This window comes from Leeuwenhoekiella blandensis MED217 (genome assembly GCF_000152985.1).
GTDB classification, from domain to species: domain Bacteria; phylum Bacteroidota; class Bacteroidia; order Flavobacteriales; family Flavobacteriaceae; genus Leeuwenhoekiella; species Leeuwenhoekiella blandensis.
This window is the reverse complement of sequence record NZ_CH672395.1, coordinates 1,012,336-1,037,554: the sequence shown is the minus strand read 5'-3', so window position 1 is coordinate 1,037,554 and position 25,219 is coordinate 1,012,336. Positions and strand designations below refer to the sequence as shown.

Here is a 25,219-nt window from a genome sequence, read left to right as displayed (position 1 = left end):
GAAAAAATTGATCTATGCACACTAGAATTACACATATACTCGCTATCCTTCTGGCAGCACTTAGTTTGTCTTGCGATAGCTATTTAGACCTTCGACCTGAGAATGGTACGGTACGCCAGGAGTTTTGGCAAACCAAAGAAGATGTTCAGGCTGCTGTAGTAGGTATTTATTCTGCTATGCTTAATACACCTCCGTCTGAAAACGATCTTACACTAGCCGAATACATTTTTATGTATGGTGAGCTTAGAGGAGGTATGGTTGCTCCTGGAGCGTTTACCTCAAATGACCAGAGTGATATCATTACTACAAATATTTTACCTTCTAACAGTATCACTACCTGGTCTCAGTTTTACCGAATCATAAACTATTGCAACACGGTAATCGACCTAGCACCGGGAGTGCTTGAAATTGATCCTACAATTGAGTCAAGTGAATTAAACAACTACATCTCTGAAGCATTAGCCATACGAGCGTATCTCTACTTTACTCTGGCAAGATCTTTTAAAGATGTTCCGTTAAAGCTAGATGCAACTTTGTCTGATGGTGATAATTTTCAACTTCCTGCGACACCACAGGATCAGATATTTGCTCAGGTTCTAACAGATTTAAATGAAGCCGAACGCTTAAGTGTCGAAGATTATGGTAACGTTCCTGAAAATAAAGGGCGTATAACAAAATATGCGATCAACGCGATGCAAGCCGATGTGCATTTATGGATGGAAAACTATCAGGAAGCGATTGTTGCTGCCGATAAAGTAATAAATTCTGGACAGTTTGAATTGATTGATGCGAGTCCGCAATGGTTCAACATTGTGTTTGCACAAGGAAATTCTACCGAAAGTATTTTTGAACTACAATACACGCCTGAAAACCGTAATCCGTTCTATCAAATATTCTTGCAACAGCCTCAGTATTTGGCTGCTCCACCAGTATTGGAAGAAGTTTTTGGTGTTGATTTTGATGACCCTGAAAACAAAGATGTACGTGGTGAGCGTGCTTCCCTTGTACCCGGAACTAATGAGATTTACAAATTTACCGGACTTAACGAAAACCAAAGAAAAGCCCTTCAGGAATCAGACACCCACTGGTTTGTATACCGTTATGCTGATGTCCTGTTAATGAAAGCTGAAGCGCTCAACGAATTAGGAAACGGCGAAGAAGCGATTGCTATTATTGAGAATCTTAGAGAAACTCGAGAAGCTATCGATCAAACACAGGAGTTTGTTACTCCAGAAGATCAAGACAACATTAGATTATACATCTTAGCAGAACGTGCTCGTGAGTTTGCCTTTGAAGGTAAACGCTGGTTTGATGTATTGCGCAATGCACGTAAGAACAATTACGAGAATCTAGACATTTTACTCGGTGTCGCTTTACGTAGTGCTCCTGCGAGTCAACAGCAAAGTATTCTTGCTAAATTGAGAGATCCCAACAGTCATTATTTACCTATAAATACATTTGAACTGTTTACCAATAAAGCCTTAACACAGAACCCATTTTATAACTAGAAAGCTATGAAAACACTATTCAGACCCTCGTTATACACACTTACACTACTGGTTGTTTTTACCGGTTTGGTTCTAAGTTGTACAGAAGAAAAATATAAAGAATCAACTGACGAAACGTTGAACATCACCGAGTTTCTAAGAGCTAATGAAGAAGAGTATTCTCTGTTCTTAGAAATTCTTGATGTAACAGATTACGCATCATTTATGAATACGTATGGCACCTACACGCTGTTCTTACCAACAAATGACGCAGTAAATCAATACCTAAGTGATCTAGGAGCTTCAAACGTTGCAGATGTCCCAATGGAAGACCTGCAAGAGTTAGCCAAATTGCATATTATCGATGAAGTGTTTACTACAGTTCAATTTAATGATGGTAAAATTGCCACACCTAGTTTACAAGGTCAGTTTTTGATCACCGGTGCTGTAAACCGTGACGGGCAGTCTAATATTACCGTTAATAAAGATGCGCGTATCATTTCTTCTAATGTTGAAGTGGGTAACGGTGTAATACACGTGATTGACAAAGCTTTGGAAGTAGCAGATCAAACTTTAGCCGAAACTATTGACGAAGACCCTTCTTTATCGCTGTTTGCCGAACTGATCAGAGAAACAGGCTGGTACGACACTTTAGATGAACCGTTAACTTACGATCAGGATAGTATTTCTAGCCATGTGAGTGTATTGGCTCAAACAAACGAGGTTTTTCAAGAAGCAGGTTTTAATACTTTAAATGATTTAAAAGAGCGCTATAGTCATCTTGATGACCCTACAAACCCGCTTGACAGTCTTAATCTTTATGTGGCTTATCGCATAATTCCAGAATTAGACTACTTGGCAGATCTTGCTGTAAAATCTGTGGTTCTTACTAAAGCACCTCTTGAAGTAATAAGCGTTAAACTTGCAAGCGATTCTTTACTACTTAACGAAGAAACTTTTAATGGCGTTTTTGAACCCGGTGTTCAAATCAACAGATCTCAAAGTGATGTAACTGCGTCAAACGGAGTGCTACATTATGTAAACGATAACTTCTTTATCAAAAAACGTTTTCCTGCTCCCGTATATTTCGATGTTGCAGATCAACCAGAATTTAGACAGTTGAGCTCGGTATTTAGAAAGCCGGGTAACTATGCAGATCTTTCCAGATCAGAGTTATCTGAAGTAACTTGGGAAGGAAACGCAGCATTTAGATTGGGTTACTTAGCTGCTGCCACAGGTGATGGGGCTCAACTTTCTCAGGCTTGGCACGGTGACGTTGTTGAACTTCTCAGACATAGAACCGGAGTTATAAATAATTTGGAATTCACAACCCCTGTACTTATCAAAGGGCGCTATAAAGTTTGGGTTTCCTATCGTCAAAATGGTCGTGCCTCAAGTTCTGTGCGCGCTTTATTTAATGGGGAAGCTTTACCTAGACTTATAAATTTCACAGAGTACGGAAACACAGATTTACCAGAACGCGTACTAGAATCACAGGGTTACAAACGCCACTTAAATATTACAACAAGCAGATTCAACTCGAGATTAGCAGGTATCATTGAAGTTCCAACTACAGGAAGACATACTATAACATTAGAATCATTGGCATACGCTGGTGGCCCATCTTGGATAGACGTTATAGAGTTCAGACCTGTTGATATGGATCAACTGTATCCAAAAATGGAAGCAGGTGGTGACGGACTAATCGATGAATAAATCAAAAACAACTAAACTAAATTAATCCAAACGAGGATGATAAGATTACAAACATATACTAAAGCTTTTGCAGCAGGACTTTTACTTCTTGCTACAGCAGCTTGCTCAGACCCTTGGGAAGATCACAGTAGCACTACAGATGATAATCTGGGGCAAAACTTAACGCAAAGGATCGTATCTGGCTCGCAAACTTCAGATTTTGGAGCACTTTTAGAAGAAACCGGTTATGACGCTATTCTGGCCGGTTCTAAAACCTACACGGTTTGGGCACCAACTAACGAAGCATTATCTAATGTTGCGAGTGAAGCTTTAGCGAGTGATGCTGCAAAAAGACTTTTTGTAGAAAACCACATAGCGCTTACCGCAGTTTCATCGGTAACCGAAGCAGATACAGTAACGGTTCAAATGCTTTCTAACAAGTACCTTGAGTTTAAAAACGGTACGGTGATGTCTGATGCTCAGGTAGTAACCGCAGATCAATATGCTTCCAATGGTCTTTTTCATATTGTTGATAAAGCCCTTGCGCCTAAGCAAAACATTTGGGAATACATCAACGCAACTGCCGATAATAAAATGAGTTCGTTCTTAATTGAACTTGATGAATTCAATTTATATCGCAGAGATAGTGTAGCCAAAGCAAATGCTGAAGATATGCCTGGGATGTTTGCTGATTCTCTTACAAACTCGTTTTTCACAAACGTTTATAACTTAAACAACGAGCAAAATAAATACACCTTTTTCTTATTACAAGATGATGCTTATGATGCTGAAGTAGAAAAGCTGGAGCCTTATCTTATTAAGAGTAATGAGGATTCTACAACTACATATGCCAGCTATTTTGCGGTAAGAGATATGGCTTTGCACAAAGCTATTGCACGTGAAAATTTACCCGACACGCTTACGTCAAAATTTGGAGTAAAAATCCCGATCAATACAGATAATATTGTTGAAGAAGTTCAGCTAAGTAATGGGATTGTGTATGTGATGAGCAGCCTGGATGTTCCTTTAGAAACACGCCTGCTTACAACAAGGATTGAAGGCGAAGAACCTTCCGGTTTCAGTCAGGATGATAAGCGCGGAAACACGTATTATCGCGAAAAAGAAGATCCTACCGGAGAAATGTTCTATGACATTATGGTTCAGAATCACGGGGAACCCTTGTTTGCTATTTATTACAATGCCAATAACCTTTACAGCACAACCTATCAGGTTTACTGGCGCGCAATTAACGATATTCAAAACAACACCTTCTCACAACGCTTACGTTTCGGTGGTACTTTTCAAGAGGATGGTACGGTTGCAGATCCTATTGCGACCTTAGATTATACCGATGTTCCTCCAAACGATTATCAGGAGCGGTACATAGGTGAATTTACTTTAGACGAAGCAGGTATGCTGGATCTAATCTCACTTATTGCTGCCAACACCGGATCTGCAGGTGCAAATACACTAACCTTAGATTATTTAAAACTAGTACCTGTAATTAAGTAATGTCTTTTAAACCAATTGTTATGCTCAAAATATTACAACTAACCTGTATTCTAAGTGTACTGCTCTGCAGCGGAGTAACGCAGGGATTGTATGCTCAAGATACCAATGATTCTACCCCGGTAGATAGCACCTCTCAAAAAGGCATTGAGGTTACCGGTATCATAAAAAATGCCGCCACAAACACCGGTATCTCGGGAATCAATATTGCGGTAAAAAACTTCTCTGCAGCGATTAGTAACGAGGATGGAACATTTGCTATTAATGTACCTCACCTTAATACACTACTCACCATCAGCGGACAAGAATTTCAGACCAAAGTGTTTCCTTTAAACAATAAGTCTAGCAACCTGGAGATCGAACTCTTTGAAACAAGCTACTCGCAATTCTATCAAGAGTCTGAACTACCGGGTGGTAAGCAGCTGCAGTATACCAATCCTAAAGCTGCGACAACAGTAGATTTTTCTAAAGGCCAATGGGGAAATCCGGTAAACGAGTCGGTTGGCGATTTTCTACAAGGCCGTGTTGCCGGTTTACACAGTACCCGTAAATCTGGTGTTCCCGGTGCCGGAGCAAACCTTACATTAAGAGGTTTCAATTCGCTATATGCTACAAACAAACCCTTACTTATTGTAGATGGAATGATCTACGATGATGAAGACTATGGTTCTGGGATCATTCAGTATACCAGCTCTTCTCCGCTATCAATGCTTGAAGTTAAAGATATTGAAGATGTAACCGTGTTAAAAGATGGTTCTTCAATCTATGGTACCAAAGGCGCTAATGGGGTAATTATTATTACCACTACCCGCCCGGTTGATCTAAGTACTAAAATAGATTTTACAATGTACGGCGGCATCAACCAGAAGCCAGACGATTTGCCTGTAATGCGTGCCGGAGATTATAGAACCTATTTATCTCAACTTATTGCAACCCGTGGTGATTCGCAACAACAAATTGCAAATATGCCTTGGATGATCGATGATAGACAGAACGAAGCCTATTACCAATACCACAATCAAACCAACTGGCAAGATCAGGTATTTAAAAGTAGCGCCAATCAAAACTATTTCTTAAAGATTAGAGGTGGTGATGACATCGCAAAATATGGCCTTTCTGTAGGCTATCTTAGAAGTGAAGGAATTATTAGAGAAACAGATCTGGAACGCTACAACACCCGACTTAACGCAGCTTTACGCCTTACCGAAAAGTTATCAGTAAATGCAAACCTATCGTTCATTCACAATACTGAAAATCTAAGAGATCAAGGGTTAGCTTACAAAACAAGCCCAATGTATTTAGCATTAACCAAAGCGCCTTTTACAGCGATCAATGCAATTAATGCTAGCGGTGAAGTATCTCCTAACCTTTCTGATGTAGATCTTTTTAATGTGGGTAACCCGGTCGCTATTCTTGACAATGGTATTGGGATCAACAAAAACTATCGTTTTTACGGAAACCTTGATTTTAACTATAAGATTTCTGATAATCTTGAAGCGAATATGCTCGCAGGTCTTACGTATAATAAAGAGCGTGAATCTTTCTTTATACCAGACTTTGGTGTAGCCGATGTGATCTTACCTACTGCTATAGGAAATAACCGCAGTGGTAGTGAAGTGCAGCGTCTTTACACACTCTATACAGATACCTATTTAAATTATGGCAAGCGTTTTAATTACAAACATGGTCTTGACTTAAGATTAGGGTTACGTACCCAAAGCAACGAGTCTGAAAGTGATCTAGGTTTAGGCTTTAACTCTGCTACAGATGATTTTACAACTGTAGGTGCAGGTAGCAACTTGCTACGTGTAGTAGGAGGTTCTTTAGGAGAATGGAACTGGGTAAATGCTTACCTAAGTGCAGAATACGATTACCTTAACAAGTACTTTTTGACCTTTAACGGTTCTATCGACAGCTCAAGCCGTTTTGGCGACAATATTCAAAATGGAGGATTCAGCATTGGTGATTCGCAATTTGCAGCACTTGGTTCGGCTTCCGGAGCTTGGTTAATTTCGTCAGAAGAATTCTTAAAAGATGCTTCAGCGTTAGATTTATTGAAACTAAGAGCAAGTTTTGGTGTAAGCGGAAATGATGATATAGGCAACTTCACTGCACAACAACTTTACGTTTCTCAAAACTTGTTAGGAATTCAAGGTTTAGTCCGTGGAAACATCGGAAACCCTGAACTAAAATGGGAAACCGTAAGCAAACTGAATCTTGGTCTTGATCTGGCACTATTCAATGAGCGCTTTAATGCTTCGGTTGATGTATACCAAAATAAGACTTCAGATATGATCACTTACGAGCCGGTAAATACTACAAGTGGTTTTGACTACGTGGTTTCAAACAGTGGTGATATGAAAACTCAGGGAATTGATTTAAGTCTTAACACACGACTCATTCATACGGCTGATATTAATCTTGATCTAGGGCTTAACCTGTCTCGATATGTAAATGAAGTTACAGGATTACCTGACGGACCTATAGTTACTGAATTTGGTGGAGCAACCTACATCACACACGAAGGTCAGGATGCCAACTTATTCTACGGCTACGAGACCAACGGTGTTTATGCAACTACTGCCGAAGCTCAGGCTGCCGGTTTAAGCAGACGCCTAGACAATGGTGCTTTAGAAGCCTTTACAGGTGGTGATGTGATTTTCACAGACGTAAATAATGACGGGGTGATAGATAATGATGACCGCGTAGTTATAGGAAACCCCAATCCGGATCTTTTCGGAAGCTTTAGTGCCAATTTTAAATGGAAACGTTTAAGCATTTCAGGTTTATTCAACTTCTCAGTAGGAAATGATCTGTATAATGGGGTTCGCAATAATCTTGAAAAAATGAGCGGCTACGAAAACCAAAGTATCGCAGTTAGAAATCGTTGGGTTGCCGAAGGACAGCAAACAACAATTCCACGTGCGGTATGGGGAGATCCGCTAGGTAACGCTTCTTTTTCAGACCGCTGGATCGAAGATGGTTCCTTCTTACGTTTAAAAACTTTAGTAGTAGCGTATGATATTGCCTTAGATCTTGAGTATATCAAGTCGGTAAAACTCTATGCAAGTGCAAACAACCTATTTACCCTTACAGACTATTTAGGTTATGATCCTGAGTTTAGCGCAACCTCATCAATCTTTGGTCAGGGAGCAGATTTAGGGCTAATGCCACAATTTACTACAATACAAATGGGACTAAGACTAGGACTATAATTAAGAGAAAAAATAATGACAATGATCAGAAATACAAAACATACATTAAGATTGGGCGCATTGGCTTTATTATTAAGCCTGGGATCCTGTTCAGAATATCTAGATGTTGAGCCCAAAGATCAACTCAATCAAGACCAGGTTTACCGTGACGTATTTGATGCAGATGCAGCAGTCGTAGGTATCTACGGCCAATTTATGGGACTTGCCGAAAAATATGTTATTCTTAACGAACTACGTGCAGACCTTACCAGCACAACCTACAATTCTAGTCCGTTTTTACAACAATTGAGTGAGCACCGCGTAACTCCTGAAAATCCATATGCCAGCCCAAAGGATTTTTACGAAGTGATCAATAACTGTAACGATGTTCTTAAGAACTTTGATTTAATGCGTGCAGACAACCGTCTGGACAGCAATGAGTACAACGAGCGTTATTCAGATATTGGAACCTTAAGAAGTTGGTTATACCTTCAATTAGGAATTCACTACGGGCGCGTTCCTTATATCACTGAGCCTGTTGAAAACCTAGACGATGTAAGAGATCTTAATCAATTTCCACGTATCTCATTTGAAGAGTTACTTGATGAACTCATAAACTTTACCGAAGCTTTACCGTATACCGATCTTTACAGTACAAACAGTACGCTTGTTATTGACGTGGACGGGTACAATACCGGTAAATTCTTTATCAATAAAGAATGTTTATTAGGAGATTTACAGTTATGGGAAGGTAATTATCAACAAGCTGCGGCTCATTACAAAGTAGTGATGGAGACTGCTACAGGCAGTGGTAGTGACACAGAGCGTTTTGACACGTATCGCGTAAAGTATGCAGACATTGCGAGCAACAACGACTTAGCTGTTGGTTATATTCGTTATCGTGAGCAAGATGCACAAGCTTTAGTTAACAACAATAACCAAGGGTGGCGCTCTATGTTTTCCAGAGAGCCAGACGCGCTTTGGAATACAGAATGGATCTGGTCTTTACCTTTTGACTCAAGTTTTGCTCCAGAGAATCCATTTATAGATCTGTTTTCAAATCGTGATGGTGAATATCTACTTAAACCTTCTCAGCATGTGATGAATTTATGGGAGGATCAAACGCAACGTAATGGTTTTCCATATGATGCTCGAGGTTCAAAATTCTCCTATAATATTATTAATGAGCAGCCGGTCATTATGAAGTATTTGTACAATTACCTTGACCCTGCAACACAGCTTCCTGTAGATGTATTTCAAAGAGACGGGCGCTGGCATCTCTACCGTGCTGCTAAACTGCACTTACGCTATGCCGAAGCTGCCAACAGAGACGGCCAACATCGTCTGGCAGATGCACTTTTAAATTTTGGACTTCAAGGGGAATACACCGTACCGGGCCAGGAAGATGTGACCGATATTGAACAAACCAATCTACCATTCCCATACAACTTTGATGCGAGACAAGGAGATTTCCCATACTATCGCGGTGATTGGCATCGTAATGGTGGAGTACGTGGACGTGCTTATCTCGAACGCGCTCCGGTTTTAGGAGATAGTTTGATCAGCATTGAAAACAATCTAATTGAAGAAGCTGCCTTAGAACTGGCTTTTGAAGGAAACCGATGGGGTGATCTCGTGCGTGTAGCGATTCACCGTAACGACCCTGCTTTTCTTGCAGACCGCGTGTATGCCAAGCTTAACGCCGATGGCAATGCTGAAGCTTCTGCCGTACGTACCAAATTGATGTCAAGAGAAAACTGGTATTTACCGTTTATATGGAACGATGAAGAATAAATATAACGACTTTGTTTGTGTTTAGATTTAATTCTAATTTTGAGAGGACAATGCTACGGTTTACATCGTAGCATTGTTGTTTTAATAAAGAATCAAGCCACGCTCCTTCTCTTTTACAATCAGGTTAGAACAGGACACTTTATACAGGCTGTACGGTTAACTTTGAGAGAGCACATTTTACTTCTATATAAATCAACAGTTTTAACTTTAAATATGATTCCATCCCGTTTTCATTTTCAACATCTTTTTATAGCTCTTTCTGCACTGGTATTGGCTTCAGCTTGTAAAAATGAAAACAAGGATAAAATTTTAGACGATAAAAAAACACCAAATTTCCTCGTCATCATTGCAGATGATGCAGGATGGAATGATTTTAGCTTTCATGGTTCTGAAATTCAAACGCCTAACCTGGATCAATTAGCAGGTAAAGGGCTCACCTTAGATCGGTTTTACACCTACCCTACCTGTTCGCCTGCTCGAGCTAGCTTACTCACGGGTAGACCTGCTAGCCGAATGGGTATTGTTGCTCCCATAAGTGGCCGAAGCGAACTCAATCTCCCCGACAGCATTACCACGCTTCCGCAGGCGCTTTCAAAACTCAATTATAAAACAGCCTTAATGGGTAAATGGCATTTAGGTTTAAAACCTGAAAGCGGCCCTGAGGTTTATGGTTTTGATTTTTCCTATGGTTTTCTCCATGGGCAGCTGGATCAATACGCACACACCTATAAAAATGGTGACAGCACGTGGTATCGCAATGGGAAATTCATTTCTGAAAAAGGTCACGTCACCGATCTCCTTACGCAAAGTGCGGTACATTATATAGACACCTTGCAAACTGACCAGAATTTTTACTTACAAGTAGCTTACAGTGCACCTCATATTCCACTGCAAGAACCACAAGAGTGGCTTGAAAAATACACGGGTATTAAAGATTCTTCACGCCGGGCTTATGCCGCAGCAATGACGCATATGGATGCCGGAATTGGGGAAATTCTACAAAAACTCAAGGACAAAGATTTAGAAAAAAATACGGTCGTTCTTTTTGTAAGCGACAATGGCGCTCAGGAAAAATGGGTTCCTAATACGCAATACGACGGTAAATATGGCCCTAACTATTCGTTAGGAAGCAATCTCCCGCTAAGGGACTTTAAAACTTCCAATTATGAAGGAGCCCTACGTGTTCCTGCGATTATCTCCTGGCCGGAAAATCTCAATTCGGGTACTTCTACAAACTATATCAATGTGACCGACTGGATGCCTACGTTTTTGAATTGGGCAAATGCAGAAGAGCTTCCGAGCACGGTTGAAGGAGTAAATGCACAGCACCTCCTAAAAACTGCTTCAGTTGCACGTGAAAAACCAATTTATACACGAGGACATTTACAAGAATCTATAATTCTGAAACCTTTTAAACTCATTCGCACGCGACACCTTAAAGATCCACCGGAATTTGAATTGTATAATATTGAAGTAGATCCTTCTGAAGAAAACAATATTGCTTCAGAAAATCAAGCTGAAGTTGCTGAACTTACAGCATACCTAAATCAAGAATTTAGTAAAGATACGCCTGAGGTCAACGTTGGCTTAAAAAACTAGGAAACCAAGATGTTCTCTACTTTTCATCAAAAACTTATGCTATGCCTAAAATCAAATGCACCTATTTTCTTTCCATCCTTACAATACTTCTTCTGTCAAGTTGTGACCAAAATGTAGAAGACAATATTCAAATTTCCCTTACTAATCCTGAGAACACTTCACTTTCTGATAAGGCCATTGCGATCGGGTTGACCAAATTGGATTATAAAGCTGATGCAGAAATGCATCCCCTACTCACTTTTGAAGGAGACACTATTGCTTCACAATTGGTTGACAGCAATGCTAACGGAAAAGTTGATCAGTTGTTTTTTGTTACTGATTTTGAGCCTTCAGAAACCAAAAAGATTCAGTTTAAGTGGATAGCTGAAGCGCCCCAGTATAAAGTTAAAACCAACATCCGCTTTGGTAAACGCGAGGCGCTAGAAGAGCCTGTCGCTCCTGCATTAGAAGAGACACTTTCAGCAACAGATATGCCCAAAGCGCTTGGCTTTCAAAAGTATCAAACAGACGGGCCAACTTGGGAAAATGATAAAGTGGCTTTTAGACATTATCTGGATGGTCGTAATGCTAAAGATGTTTACGGTAAAAAGAGTGCCGCGATCACTCCTGAGAATGTAGGTTTAGATGAATCGAAAGCGGTTGTTGACAATTACCACACAATGGAAGCTTGGGGACGTGATGTTTTTCCGGTAGGTAATTCGGCCGGCTTAGGCGGTTTTGGGGTAATCGCAAACGATACTATAAGACGTTTGGGAATTCTGGTAACCGACACCCTGAGCAATATTGAAAAAACACATTTCAAAATTGTTGAAAAAGGACCGGTTAAATCTACGATGCATATTGACTATTCTAATTGGAATACAGCCGGAAACACATATCAGGCAAAAGAAACAGTAACGATCTGGCCGGGAATGTATGCCTATCAAAATACTGTTTCAATTAGTGGATTGAAAGAAAATGACACGCTTGCCATTGGTCTTTCAAACATCAATAATCAAAATGGAGTTGAAGAAATCAAAACTGAAAAATGGGTTGCACTGGTGCAACACGATTCTTTAACTTACGATAGAAAATGGATTATGGGCACAGCACTAATACTCCCTGCTGATGCTTATAGCAGCTACACCGAAGCTCCCCAGACTGGACAATTCACACAGTCTTATCTGGCAAAAATGAATGTAGCAAACGAAGAGCCCGTTACGTATTATGGGGTTTCCGGTTGGGAACTTAGTCAGAACCCAAAGTTTAAAGATGCAGCTTATTTTAAAGCTTACGTAGAACAACTGGCCAACCAACTTTTCACACCAATTGACATTAATATAGAAAACAAATAAAATGCCTGTACACGCCTTTACTATGCAACTTAAACCCGGTTTTGAGGAGGAATATAAACGTCGTCACGACCTCATCTGGCCAGATCTTCAAGCGCTTTTAAACGATTCGGGAATTGAAGAATATCATATCTTTTTAGACGAAAAAAGCCTGAAGCTTTTTGCTTTTCAAAAACTAAAAGCAAATCATACCACTCAGGGGCTTCCACAAAACCCTATCGTAAAAAAATGGTGGGCTTATATGGCTGATATTATGGAAACCCACGAAGATCATTCGCCGGTGGAAATTCCGCTAAAGGAGGTTTTTGAGCTGCAAAAAAACGACTAATTTTCTGCTAAAGCAGTTCATAACCAATAAGCTCAAAGCAAGCTTAAGGTATTAATCACTTTGACGGTGTCAAACAAAAAATCCTGAATATGAATTCAGGATTTTTTGTTGTTATAAAGCTTTTACTTTCCTGCTCCTTTAAAATTCTGAGAGCTGTTTTTAAACAGTATATTAAAGGTGGTTAAACTCCCATAAATACGGGATATATACTGCTGAAGGTCTACTTTCTCCTGATCATCGAGATTTTTACTCGAGTTGATCTTTTGCTCCATCACTCGCACACGATCCCGCACCATCACGATTTTATGAAAAAACGTATCGATGGGAATTTCTTTACTCGTCAAATTGGAATCAGCGGGATTTAAGGTAATTGTTCCACCTTTAAATTTATCGGCTATTGGTACAATTTCAGAGATGTCGGAATATTTCTTTAGCAAGGTTCTAAGTGTGCTTTCTACTTCATAAAAGCTTACCGTATCAACCTCATCTTCGACAGCTTCGATCACTTCTATCTCTTCGTCCAGGTCAATAGTTTCCAGACCCTTATCAATAAAAGTAACCCAATAGTGCTTTGAGGTAACATTGGTAACCACGCCTAAGCCATACTCGTGATGTTTTAGTCTTGATCCTATTCCTAATAAACTCGCCATATAGTTCTTATTTATTCATTGATTTTGATGCTATCAATGTTCAGCAAAAAAGAAATTATGCGCAACTATTTAGAGCTTTTTATCAATCATTTCATATTGATAATACTCTTCTTTCACACTCTCGTAGTTGAGACCGTAATTCATAAAAAGCGCCATTGCGCCAAGAAAGAAAAAGCGATCAAGGAAGTAAAATGAACCAAATTCAAAGTAGTATGCAAATAAAGCCGCGATATCTGAAAAAATAAACCCGAATGCGAAGAAAATATACAACAACGATCTGTTGCTGTTGTATTTGTTATTATAAGCAATCGCCTGTACACCAAGAATCATCATTGCAGCGCCATAAACATATAATAGAATAGGTTCTAAACCGTCATGAAAGGTATAGGTAACCATACTCATATTCATAATCACATAGAGTGTATACGTGTTTGCTGCTACCAGAAAAAGTGTCACTAAAACTACACCCGGCTTAAAATTGATTTCTGAAATTTTTGGCAAACGTTCTAAAACAATAGTTAGATAGCAGAGAGTCCCCAAAATGAGATAGGTTTTATAGCCCCAAGCTTCTTCATAAAATTGAAAGAATACATCTCTACTTATAAAAAATACGAAGGCTACGACGGTCCAGAGGTTTATCTTCTCCTTTTTGAAAAGATAGTAGCAAAATAGAAGTACAATAGTTACCAGTCGTGTAAGTCTGCTGGATTCTAATTCCATGAAAGCTATAACCCCCAAATTAATAATGGCGGCTATTACAATTAAGATGATAAAAAGGTTGTTATCATCCAGCTTAAATTTAGACTTCATAGTTTTAGGTTCACTAGTGGAATTTGATTGAATAAAACATACGAAAAAAATGGAACTGAGGTTTTCTAAATAGTTGACTTTTTTTTTAAAAATCAACTATCACACCTATTCCTAACTGCTGTTTCCACTGTGTACGAGCGCCCATCGTGACCTCATCACCATCTACATTGGTCTCTGTGATCTTAATGTCGTTATCGTATTTAAGATGAGACCCGACCTTTGCCAGCACAAAACTGTTGACCTTAAAATTCAAATTAAGCTGCCAGTCAATATCAATATTACCGAAGCTGTTCAAATAGTCTGTATAGAGATTTACGAGATTGGTAAGATTTATATTATCCATTACCCTAGCCTTGAGCGAACTTTGGAGTAGAATACCGAGTTCACTATTGAAATTAGAGCCTTCTCTTATGATGTTTCCGTCTGCATCCCGTACGGCAGGCGTAACCCCAAAGGCACCATTATTTGCTAGATTTTGATCTAAAACAAATGTGGATTTGTAGGTTAAAGGAGATGCATAAATAGAAAGGTTATCTAAACGTTGACCATACTCACCTCCTACTCCGACAAAGACATAACCAGGAGCCATAAACTGCGAGATAGGCGTACTGGTGTCTGGATATTTATAACCGTTTGTAAATTGAGAAGCAAATCTAAATTTTGCCGAATAATACCAATTAGATAAAGTATCTCTACGATAACCAAAATCTGAAGTAAGCTCCAACATATCGTCAGTCTTACGAATCTCCTGCCCTTCCTGACTATTGACACCGTACCGCGTGACCAGTTTATTACGCCATTTTTTATTACTATCAGAATAATTTCGTTCAAGTACAACTTCAGCTAAACCGGAGATCGAATTACTACCACCGGCATTCCAGTTTACAAAAGCAACTTCACTTAAATCTACTCCTACACGGTTTAATTTTTTCCAATTGGTCTCAGGCTTTGGCGCCAATTGTTCAGTTAAACGCTTTACTAAATTCTTTTTTAAAGGAAGCGGAAAGGCCACGTGTTGGGCTTGAATTCCTTCAAAACATAAAAGTATTGCGATTAAACTCGTGAAGAATAGTGCTTTTTTCAAATTAATAGCTTTACGGTTTCAGTATTAATAAGTAAACGTTCCGAAAGGTGATTTAATTGTCAACTCTTTTTGATCGGCGTTTTCAACCCGACCAATTACTTGCGCATCAATATTGAATGATTTTGAGATCGCAATAATTTCATCGGCAAGACTAGGCTCTACATACAACTCCATTCTATGCCCCATATTAAAAACCTGATACATTTCTTTCCAGTCGGTACCACTTTCCTCTTGAATAAGTTTAAAAAGCGGTGGAATATCAAACAGGTTGTCTTTTATAATATGTAAGTTTTCTATGAAGTGTAAAATCTTGGTTTGTGCGCCGCCACTGCAATGCACCATCCCGTGAAGCAAGCTTCTATCTACAGAAGCTAAGATCTTTTTGATCACCGGAGCATACGTACGTGTTGGGGACAACACAAGTTTTCCGGCATCAAGAGGGCTTTCTGAAACTGTATCTGTCAACTTTTTTGACCCACTGTAGACCAATTCATCAGGCACAGCTTTATCAAAACTTTCAGGGTATTTTGCAGCTAAATACTTATTGAAAACATCGTGGCGTGCCGAAGTAAGTCCGTTACTTCCCATCCCGCCATTATATTCGCTTTCATAAGTTGCCTGGCCAAAACTAGCCAACCCTACAATCACATCACCTGGTTTGATATTAGCGTTATCAACTACATCTTCCTTCTTCATTCTTGCTGTTACCGTAGAATCAACAATAATCGTGCGCACAAGATCGCCCACATCTGCCGTTTCTCCTCCGGTACTTTTAATAGAAACCCCGTGTTGCTCAAGGTCTGCTATTAATTCTTCAGTACCATTAATAATTGCAGAAATCACTTCTCCCGTAATCAGGTTCTTATTTCGACCTATTGTAGAGGAAAGCAAAATATTATCTGTAGCACCTACGCAAAGCAAGTCATCAATATTCATAATCAACGCATCCTGAGCGATCCCTTTCCATACTGAAAGATCACCGGTTTCCTTCCAGTACATGTACGCCAGTGAAGATTTTGTCCCGGCACCATCAGCATGCATGATCAAACAGTGGTCTTCACTCCCTGTTAAATAATCTGGCACTATCTTACAAAATGCCTTAGGAAACAAGCCTTTATCTACATTTTTAATGGCTTTATGCACTTCTTCTTTACCGGCGGAAACACCACGTTGTGCGTAGCGCTTAGAAATCTCTTGACTCATCGAATTGTTAATTATTTGGCAAAAGTAAGAAATAAAAACGTCCTGATATTTCAGGACGTTTTAAAAAGCTTTTTATTACTATTCCCAATCGGGCATAGATGCATTAGGAAAAAGCTGTATGTCACTCCCGCTGGTGGAAGAACTGTTTAAATCTATCATATAAACCGCCGGTTCAGCAGCACTATTATTTCCTTTACGGGTTAAAATAATTTCTCCTTCTGAAGGCGACCATCTTGCCTCAAGATCATTTTCTCCCTGATCAACATCTGTTTGAATTTGAGTTTCGGTGCTTGAATTTAGATCATATTTAAAAAGTCTACTTTGAAATATTCGGTAACTTGAATTTTCTGAACCGCTTATATCTCTTGTATAAATAACTTCATCTGCATTTGCTGACAAATCTATTCCTCCAGAAGCTCCATCTTCATTTTCTAAAATAATGGTCTCTTCTGTACCAGCGCTTAGACTTACTGTAAAAATTCGGGTGTCATAACCTAAAGTGTTGTTGGTTTTCAACACGATAATGTTGTCATTAAGATCGGTTGTTGCAACTTCACTTATTAAAGAGCCATTTGTGGTTTGGTATAATAGTTCACGACCAGATCCATCAGGATTTATGCTGTATAATTTGTCAAAATTAGGATAGTAGATCTTACTCCCGTTTTGTGCCCAAGCAAAATTGATTGCACTCAGTCTAAAACCATTTACAGGAATAGCAGCAGTAATCTGTCTGGTAGCTGTACCATCTAAATTCATTGTAAATATATGTGTATCTCCACCTACAGTTCTTAAAAAGGCAACTTTACCTGCTTGTGTATTCTTGCGAGGTCTAAAACTGTTATGAGAACTATGCGTTAACTGAACAACATCTGTCCCGTTTTGATCTGAAGAAAAAATCACAGAATTACCGTTTATTACCCGTGCAAAATGAAAAGCATTTGCAGGATTAGGAATGGTTGAGAACTGACTCACTTCACTCAAAACTTCTTGATTAATGTCATCTGTAACCGTTATTTGCCAGATGTATTGAGCGCCGCGCTGCAAGCTAGAAACGGTAAGTGTTGTGTCTATCAGGTTCTCAAAATACTCTGAAGTGTTTGCCGTAATATTCCGTAGTTCCAGAGTATATGTAAGTTCGTCTTCATCGTTACTGCCAGAGGTCCAAACAAAATCAACAGTTGTAGCCACATCTACACTAGTATCTTCTGGTGTCACGAGTACCGGCTTTAAGGGCGCTTTATTATTTGCCGTAGAAACCTCAAGTTCGAAGACGATATTATTTGTTCTATTTTCTTCTACACGTGCAGCCTCAAATGCAGTGATATACCCTTCCAAATCGGCTTGAACAGAATAGTCTCCTACCGGAGCTTCTTCAATTATAAATGCCCCATTAGCATCTGTAAAAACTGTGTTTGTAACAGGGTTGGTACTAATTTTCACATTGGCTAATGGCGTGTTTTCACCATCTAAAACAACGCTTCCTGAGATGGTGCCAAATCCGGTATCTTCTATTGGATCCTCACTGCAAGAAAATGCCAGTATAGCTAAAATTATAAGTAATGCTTTTTTCATTTTTCGATTTATATTAAATCTCACTCTATAGAAGTATTCTCCTTATCAGAACTATTACCAAAATTGAAATGATACTTGAGTCCTAGTCCTACGTTATAGTAATAGTCGTCGCGCTTGCCGCTTACTGCAGCTTCTAACTCATCGGTAAAGGTCAAATTGTGCTCTGCAAAAAGTCTCATACTAAACCTTGGTGCAAGTTGATAATCTACCGCAAAACCATATTGAACTTTTGCCGCTGTTAAATCTTCACTTCCATTTTCTCCTGATCCCTGAAGTCTCGTGACCAAGCCACCTCCACCATAGACCACCGGGGAAAGCTTATCGTTTTTAAGTATTCTGAATTCTAAATTGAGGTTGGCGCTTCCGTAGCTTTCAGAAAAATCGCTTCCCCCGTAAAGCTTGAAAAGGTTGGCATTGACATTTATAGCTAAAAACTCATTGAGACTGCTCGTATATCCTAATCCTCCCAATGGAGCAAATTGCTTATTACCATAATCTCCATCTAGTAATGCTCCGGCAAAACTGAGTGCTATAGATTGCTTAAATTCTTGTGTAAAAAATGCTCGCTCATAAAGACGCGTTGATTCTTCAAGCTCCTTTTCCTTTTCATAATTTTCAATCAAAGCCTCATTTACGGTCACACCTTCTTTTGAAGACCATAGGTTATCTTTAATACCTTCAATAATCAAAGATTCTACAGCTTTTTCTATGGCATCCTTCATGGCCAACTGAACCGGTTCATTTTTAGTATACCCTGTTTCTACCTCTAAAAGTCGCTGAAAATTCACATATCTAAACAAACTAGCATCTATAGCCTGTGAAAGAATCGTTTTAGAAACATATACCGTTTTAAGCACTCTTCCGCTTGAAGTCGAAACTGCTCTTAAATAAACTGTAAGACGATCCTGTCTATATTGCGTTGAACCGCCTACACCAAAATAACGCGCGCCCAAACCACCGGTAATTATGTTAGAATCATAACTGATGATTCCACCTTCAAGCAAAACACCTGCGTACAGCAACGGAGGTAAATTAGGTTCATTTGGATTGTTATTCTTTCTATATTCATCCCGTGTAGACCTAATTATATTCCGCTCATTCAGGAGGTTTCCCAGGTTCTCACGTTCAATAGGTGTAAACCACTTAGAATCTTCTAGCGCTTTTATCAACATGGTGGTTGCTCCCTGAGAAACAGCCGTACTAAATGTACTTCCGTTTTCTACATTCTTATACTGCCCTGTCTGGTCTTTAAAGTTGTAAACCCCGGCAACCACCGGCTCAGCAGGTTCAGGAAATTGAGTTAAGGTTGTTGTATGACTGGTTACTTCTCCAAGTCGCGCATCCTGCTGAGATAATGGTTGGTTAAAATAGGATCCACAAGAGCTTAAGGTAATAAGTAGAAGTAAGACGTATAAACTATGATGTTTTAACATTGTAATCTTATTGATTTGGGACAATAATCTGGGTTTGTTCACCCGTATTGGTGTCTAAAATATTGATCACCAATCCTTCATTTGAATCGTATATTTCTAGAGCTAAAGAGCCAAAATTGTAAGTCCCTGCCTCTAGCCCTTCTCCCAATTGCGCGGTGAATAGTCCTCTTGATATTTGACTTAATAGTTGCCTATTCAGATTGCTCGCAAAACTTTCTAATTCTGATTGGTCTTTGGCTGCATTTTCTTCAGGATCTTTAAAGGAATTCTGCGCATTTGCAGAACTTAAAAGCCATTGATAATTAAAAGTCTCACCTCCAAAATTTGGATTTTTAGGTTGATACGTTAGCTGTTGTGCAAACGTGGTGGAAGATGCTATTAAAAAAAGCAGAAAAAGTATGTACTTCATGGTTTCAATAGTGTTGAACAGTATTTTGGTTTTTATTCATTAATTCTAATTGTTTGATTACCCTAAGAATGGCGTAATTTTTCATTTCTCGTAAATAAGCCATTGACGGTCTTACTATAAATTCAAGAACTTTAGTATTGGCAACGAGCACCTCTATTTTTGTATTTCGGCCTATCGCCAAAACTTCCTTAATGGTTACGATAAACTTGCCATTTATATTTTTTGACAGATAGTCGGAGTAGAATTCTTTATAGAAATCACTTCCCGGCTTTGTTTTAGTATCTTCTACAACAATTCCTGTAAGGCTTATACCATCTGCTTTAGAAGCTTGAACATCTAAGTTATTTTGCCGTTGTATTACATTTACTTTTGTGTCATCTTCTACAAGCTCTCCTCCTTCAAACACTAATCTTGCTTTACCTACGATGTTATCTTCAGTATCATAAATTAGAAATAGAATAATTTTTTTTTCATCGACTTCCTTATCAAGTGTGATTGATAAGACTTCAATTTTTTCATTGGGGTTAATAACTAAGCGACCTTCGGTAACTTCTTTTTTTAACGTATCGCTTTTACTGTTGGGATAAATGATTGAAAACACATAACGCACACTAGAATTAACTTCAGTTTTATTGGTAGCAAAAGCATCTAATTGAATCAATCCATTTATTTCTTGCGCATTAAGATTTGCCTGAATTTCTTTATTGTAATATTGAGAGTATACACACATTGAACTCAGACAACATATAAACCATAAAAAATGCTTACTCTTAAACATTTAGACTAGTTGAAGTTTCTTATTACAATACTTTGACCTAAACCCTGCATCTCTACTTTCATATTTTTAGAGAGTTCGTTTGAACCGAAAATATCTAGATTTTGATATTCTCCGTTTTGAATAAGTACTGCACTGAACTCCTTCAATGCGTATAAGCCGTATTTGGAGATTTGATTATTAGTTCCATTTTGAAGCACCGTTAACTTTAAATTTTCAGAATTGTCTGATACATTAATAACATTGCCTGCACCTATTTGACTTAGGTTAATAGAGGTCTCAGAACTACTTAGAATTGTTTGCACCGTATTTCTATCTCCTATTTGTTCAATAAATATATCGCCAGCACTTTGATTTGCTCTTTGCGAACTCAGTAGATCTAATTGATTTAAAACTTTAGGACCTACTTCTTGAGCTTTACCAATTATGGAAAACATCAGAAAAAAAACAATGCATATGGTTTTAAAAAAGCAACTCATAGTCTATTCTTTTGATTTACTGAAAGAAAGATGAAGGAAATAAGATATCCCTATTCCCTTCATCCTCATTTGAATGATTACTCTTTTAGTTTATCTGCACTACAGAAGAAACATTAGAGTTACCCAATTGCGTAACAGTACTCATATGGGTCATTCCGGTTTGAGATACATAGCTAGAGTTCATATCTCCAGTTTGAGTCACAATACTCATATGACCAGAACCTAATTGATAAACTTCACTCCAGTTTGCGTCACCAGTTTGCATTACTTCAGAATCAGAGTTATCCCCGTTTTGCTGAGTATAAGCAAGGTTTGCATCACCGGTTTGGGTTATAACAGAGTTATGGCTATCTCCATCTTGCCATACGAGAGCCTGATTTGCATCACCTAATTGAGCTACCATAGACATGCTACCATCTGTTCCTAATGTGCCATATTGATCTACGTGGCTATAGTTGTCGTCTCCAACTTGTGATACTTGACTTAAATTATCGTTACTTGTAAAACCAAATCCACCTTGGTGTGCATAAGAAAAGTTACCATCACCGTTTTGATAAACTGTTCCTTCGTTACCATCACCATTTTGAATAACATCTGAGAAATTAACATCCCCTAACTGCGCAACAGAGCTGCTATTTAAATCTCCTATTTGAACAACATAAGAATCATTAAATTCACTTGGGTCTGAAGCCAGATCTTGTTGTGCAACATAAGATGAGTTGCGGAAACCTGTTTGAGTAACTTCACTATAGTTATCGTTACCTACGCGTGAAATTGTTCCTCCACTATTCACAAAACCTTGAAGTACTCTTGAACCGTTTTGCTGTCCTGTTTGAGTCACATAACTTTCATTATTGTTATGTACCTGTTGAACCTGCGATGAGTTGAGTCTTCCTGTAGAGCTAACGCTGCTATAGTTGTCTGCACCTAATTGGTTTACCGAAGAGCGGTTAATTGTACCTGACTGCATTACATCTGAGTCATTCATAGTACCCGTCTGTGTAACATCTGAAGTATTGTCTGCTCCCGATTGCACGACATCACTTACGTTGGATTGCGCAAAAGCAACAGCCCCAAACATTAGCGCACTCGCGCATAAAACTACTTTTTTCATAATAGAAAAGTTTTAAATTAATAATATATAGAATGGTTAATAAAATGCTATTTCAGTCTCTCGGCTTCTAAGAGTGAGGGGACTCAATCCGAAAGAAATTTTATAAGGGGAGTTGAGACTGCTTTATAAATCCTGTCTCAATGCGATGCTAATTTCTAAAAAACTAAACCTCAGATTTTAAGAAGAATATAACTTTTCGATGAAATTAAGCTTGAAGCGAAAACGTTATAGTATCCAAAGCCATATCCTATGCGCCCTAAGCGGCTAAAAGGGAAAAATACCCTTTCTCTAATGAAGAATTGAATTGAAATACTTTTCCTACAAGAATTGTAAGAGGTTAAACTTTAAATGAATTTAAATTAACATTTTAATAAGATTCTTAATTAAAAAATCTATCGTTTTAATTCAAATTAAGTAATTCCCGATTCTTAGCGAGTGGCCAAAGTTTATCCTCTACCACCAATTCCAACTTGTCTGAAGCATACCGAATGGAATCAAAAAATGGAAGCACTTTTGTTCTGTATAAATCTGCTCGATCTTTGGTTTCAAGCGCGTTGGCTTCCTTTCTTGCTTCAATCATATAATTGATTTCGCGATTAATAGTACTTATATACCCCGAAATCTTTTCTACAAGCTCTATTTGCTCTTCAGCAAAATCCTTATAGTTTGAGTCATAAATCGACTTTAGTCCTTTAACATTCTTTATTAAAAGATTCTGGTATCTAATCGCTGTAGGAATTATATGATTTCCGGCGATTGCGCCTAAAACACGGCTTTCAATTTGAATGCGTTTGATATACTCTTCAAGTTCGATATCGTAGCGTGCTTTGAGCTCGATGGCATTCATCACCTCCATTTCTTCAAACAGTTTTATCACTCGTTTACCTATTTGAACATTTAGTGCCTCGGGAGTAGTTCTATTGTTACTCAGCTTTCGCTTTTTTGCTTCCTTTTCCCAATCTGCACTGTAACCATCTCCTTCAAATCTGATTTTCTTAGAAGACTTGATATACTCACGCAGCACATTAAATATGGCATCATCCTTTTTCATGCTTTCTTTGTCAATAAGCTTATCTACTTCAGTCTTAAAATCTTTAAGCTGTTTGGCTACTATAGTATTTAAAACAACCATGGGCCGCGCACAGTTTGTAGTACTACCTACTGCCCTAAACTCAAACTTATTTCCGGTAAATGCAAAAGGTGATGTTCTGTTTCTATCGGTATTATCCAGTAATATTTCAGGGATTTTACCAACTACATTGAGCTTTAGATCTGTTTTCTCTTGTGGAGATAATTTACCATCGGTTACTTTCTCGAGTTCATCAAGAACAGCGGTAAGCTGTTTTCCTATAAAAACCGACATAATTGCGGGTGGCGCTTCGTTAGCTCCCAATCTGTGATCGTTGGAGGCTGAAGCGACGGAAGCTCTAAGCAATTCTTCGTTTTCCTGAACCGCTTTAATTGTATTGATGAAGAAGGTAAGAAACTGCAAATTCTTCATCGGTGTGGTTCCCGGACTCAACAAGTTTACACCGGTATCGGTTGCAAGCGACCAATTATTGTGTTTCCCGCTACCGTTTATTCCGGCAAATGGTTTCTCGTGAAATAACACCTTCAGATTGTGACGACCAGCAACGCGATCCATCAAATCCATAATGAGTGAATTGTGATCAACAGCAAGATTTGCTTCTTCAAAAACAGGTGCCAATTCAAACTGATTAGGAGCCACTTCATTGTGCCTTGTTTTCACCGGAATTCCCAACAACATACATTCCTGCTCCAATTCTTTCATAAAATTAAGTGCACGCTCAGGAATTGAACCAAAATAATGATCATCTAATTGTTGGCCCTTCGCCGGCGCGTGCCCCAACATAGCTCTACCGGTTTGCATAATATCAGGCCGAGACGCTGCAAGTGCAGAATCGATCAAGAAATACTCCTGTTCCCAACCTAAAGTAGCCGTTACTTTGGTCACACTCTTATTAAAATATTTTGCTACTTCAGTGGCGTTTTGATCAATTGCATTTAACGCCCTTAATAACGGAGTTTTATTATCAAGCGCTTCCCCGGTATAGGAAACAAAAACTGTAGGAATACAGAGTGTCGTATCTAAAATAAAAGCCGGAGATGTAGGATCCCAGGCGGTATATCCTCGAGCTTCAAAAGTATTTCTTATTCCGCCGTGGGGAAAAGAAGATGCATCGGGTTCCTGCTGAACCAACTTTGCTCCCTCAAACTTTTCTATAGCGCGCCCATCTGAAGTTCGTTCAAAAAAAGCATCATGCTTTTCAGCTGTTGCTCCTGTTAAGGGTTGAAACCAATGCGTATAATGTGTTGCTCCCAATTCAAGCGCCCATTGTTTCATACCTGCAGCGATACTATCAGCCATCAGTCGGTCTATTTTAGCTCCTGTATTTATGGCATCTTCCACAGCTTCAAAGGCGTCTTGCGACAGTACCTGGCGCATCGCATCTTTTCCAAAAACGTGCTTTCCGTATAACTCAGAACGCTTTTGAGTTTCTAACACAAGCTTTGGCTTTCTATTTAGGCTTTCCTTAAGGGCAAAAAATCGCAAAGTCTCCATTTTTCGGCTAATTTTTATGAAATTCAGAATTGAACCGTGCAAAAATATATGATTTCACAATACACCCCTACTTTTTAGGGGGCTTATTAAATTTATTCCGTTAATAAGTAGGCTCACCCCCATATTTTTCAAGATGCAGATATTAAAGAAATGTTATATTTGTTATTAG

At 38.8% G+C, this 25,219-nt stretch carries 19 protein-coding genes; 8 read left to right on the top strand and 11 right to left on the bottom strand.

Going from position 1 to position 25,219, the window contains the following annotated elements:
* Positions 1-14 precede the first annotated feature (14 nt).
* The 8 genes from MED217_RS04540 (at position 15) to rhaM (ending at position 12,937) form a co-directional block, all read left to right on the top strand.
* Positions 15-1,508, top strand: coding sequence for a RagB/SusD family nutrient uptake outer membrane protein (locus MED217_RS04540; protein WP_009779304.1), 1,494 nt, complete (start codon positions 15-17; stop codon positions 1,506-1,508).
* A gap of 6 nt (positions 1,509-1,514) precedes the next feature.
* Positions 1,515-3,203 (top strand): fasciclin domain-containing protein, encoded by a 1,689-nt coding sequence (locus MED217_RS04535; RefSeq protein ID WP_009779303.1) that lies wholly within the window; start codon positions 1,515-1,517, stop codon positions 3,201-3,203.
* A 36-nt stretch (positions 3,204-3,239) separates the two neighbouring features.
* Complete coding sequence (locus tag MED217_RS04530; protein WP_009779302.1) at positions 3,240-4,694, top strand: fasciclin domain-containing protein; 1,455 nt, start codon at positions 3,240-3,242, stop codon at positions 4,692-4,694.
* 20 nt (positions 4,695-4,714) lie between these two features.
* Complete coding sequence (locus tag MED217_RS04525) at positions 4,715-7,906, top strand: SusC/RagA family TonB-linked outer membrane protein (protein WP_154648906.1); 3,192 nt, start codon at positions 4,715-4,717, stop codon at positions 7,904-7,906.
* A 21-nt stretch (positions 7,907-7,927) separates the two neighbouring features.
* Positions 7,928-9,679 (top strand): RagB/SusD family nutrient uptake outer membrane protein, encoded by a 1,752-nt coding sequence (locus tag MED217_RS04520; protein ID WP_009779300.1) that lies wholly within the window; start codon positions 7,928-7,930, stop codon positions 9,677-9,679.
* Between the two features lie 213 nt (positions 9,680-9,892).
* Complete coding sequence (locus tag MED217_RS04515; RefSeq protein ID WP_009779299.1) at positions 9,893-11,278, top strand: sulfatase-like hydrolase/transferase; 1,386 nt, start codon at positions 9,893-9,895, stop codon at positions 11,276-11,278.
* 41 nt (positions 11,279-11,319) lie between these two features.
* Entirely contained in the window at positions 11,320-12,612 is a 1,293-nt protein-coding gene (locus MED217_RS04510) for a DUF4861 family protein (RefSeq protein ID WP_009779298.1), read from the top strand.
* 1 nt (position 12,613) lies between these two features.
* The gene (gene rhaM, locus MED217_RS04505; protein ID WP_009779297.1) at positions 12,614-12,937 is read left to right on the top strand and encodes an L-rhamnose mutarotase; all 324 of its coding nucleotides are present in this window, start codon (positions 12,614-12,616) and stop codon (positions 12,935-12,937) included.
* A gap of 122 nt (positions 12,938-13,059) precedes the next feature.
* Here rhaM and MED217_RS04500 read toward each other — a convergent pair whose 3' ends face one another.
* The 11 genes from MED217_RS04500 to MED217_RS04450 form a co-directional block, all read right to left on the bottom strand.
* Positions 13,060-13,587, bottom strand: a complete 528-nt coding sequence (locus MED217_RS04500) for a hypothetical protein (protein WP_009779296.1) — start codon at positions 13,585-13,587, stop codon at positions 13,060-13,062.
* Between the two features lie 69 nt (positions 13,588-13,656).
* Positions 13,657-14,397 carry a hypothetical protein gene (locus MED217_RS04495; RefSeq protein ID WP_009779295.1) on the bottom strand — a complete coding sequence of 247 codons (741 nt, stop codon included), beginning with the start codon at positions 14,395-14,397 and terminating at the stop codon, positions 13,657-13,659.
* 85 nt (positions 14,398-14,482) lie between these two features.
* On the bottom strand, positions 14,483-15,481 hold the full coding sequence (locus MED217_RS04490; RefSeq protein ID WP_009779294.1) for a DUF3078 domain-containing protein: 999 nt from the start codon (positions 15,479-15,481) through the stop codon (positions 14,483-14,485).
* Between the two features lie 24 nt (positions 15,482-15,505).
* Complete coding sequence (locus tag MED217_RS04485) at positions 15,506-16,684, bottom strand: AIR synthase related protein (RefSeq protein ID WP_009779293.1); 1,179 nt, start codon at positions 16,682-16,684, stop codon at positions 15,506-15,508.
* A gap of 78 nt (positions 16,685-16,762) precedes the next feature.
* Positions 16,763-18,256, bottom strand: a complete 1,494-nt coding sequence (locus MED217_RS04480; RefSeq protein ID WP_009779292.1) for a carboxypeptidase-like regulatory domain-containing protein — start codon at positions 18,254-18,256, stop codon at positions 16,763-16,765.
* A gap of 20 nt (positions 18,257-18,276) precedes the next feature.
* A complete protein-coding gene (locus MED217_RS04475; RefSeq protein WP_009779291.1) occupies positions 18,277-19,689 on the bottom strand; it encodes a CsgG/HfaB family protein in 1,413 nt (470 codons plus the stop codon).
* Between the two features lie 7 nt (positions 19,690-19,696).
* Complete coding sequence (locus tag MED217_RS04470; RefSeq protein WP_009779290.1) at positions 19,697-20,098, bottom strand: curli production assembly/transport component CsgF; 402 nt, start codon at positions 20,096-20,098, stop codon at positions 19,697-19,699.
* Positions 20,099-20,102: 4 nt separating this feature from the next.
* Positions 20,103-20,876, bottom strand: a complete 774-nt coding sequence (locus MED217_RS18455) for a CsgE family curli-type amyloid fiber assembly protein (RefSeq protein ID WP_083777978.1) — start codon at positions 20,874-20,876, stop codon at positions 20,103-20,105.
* Between the two features lie 5 nt (positions 20,877-20,881).
* Entirely contained in the window at positions 20,882-21,352 is a 471-nt protein-coding gene (locus MED217_RS04460) for a hypothetical protein (RefSeq protein ID WP_154648904.1), read from the bottom strand.
* A gap of 85 nt (positions 21,353-21,437) precedes the next feature.
* Entirely contained in the window at positions 21,438-22,466 is a 1,029-nt protein-coding gene (locus tag MED217_RS04455) for a hypothetical protein (protein ID WP_009779287.1), read from the bottom strand.
* Positions 22,467-22,866: 400 nt separating this feature from the next.
* Complete coding sequence (locus tag MED217_RS04450) at positions 22,867-25,050, bottom strand: glutamine synthetase III family protein (protein ID WP_009779286.1); 2,184 nt, start codon at positions 25,048-25,050, stop codon at positions 22,867-22,869.
* Positions 25,051-25,219: the final 169 nt, after the last annotated feature.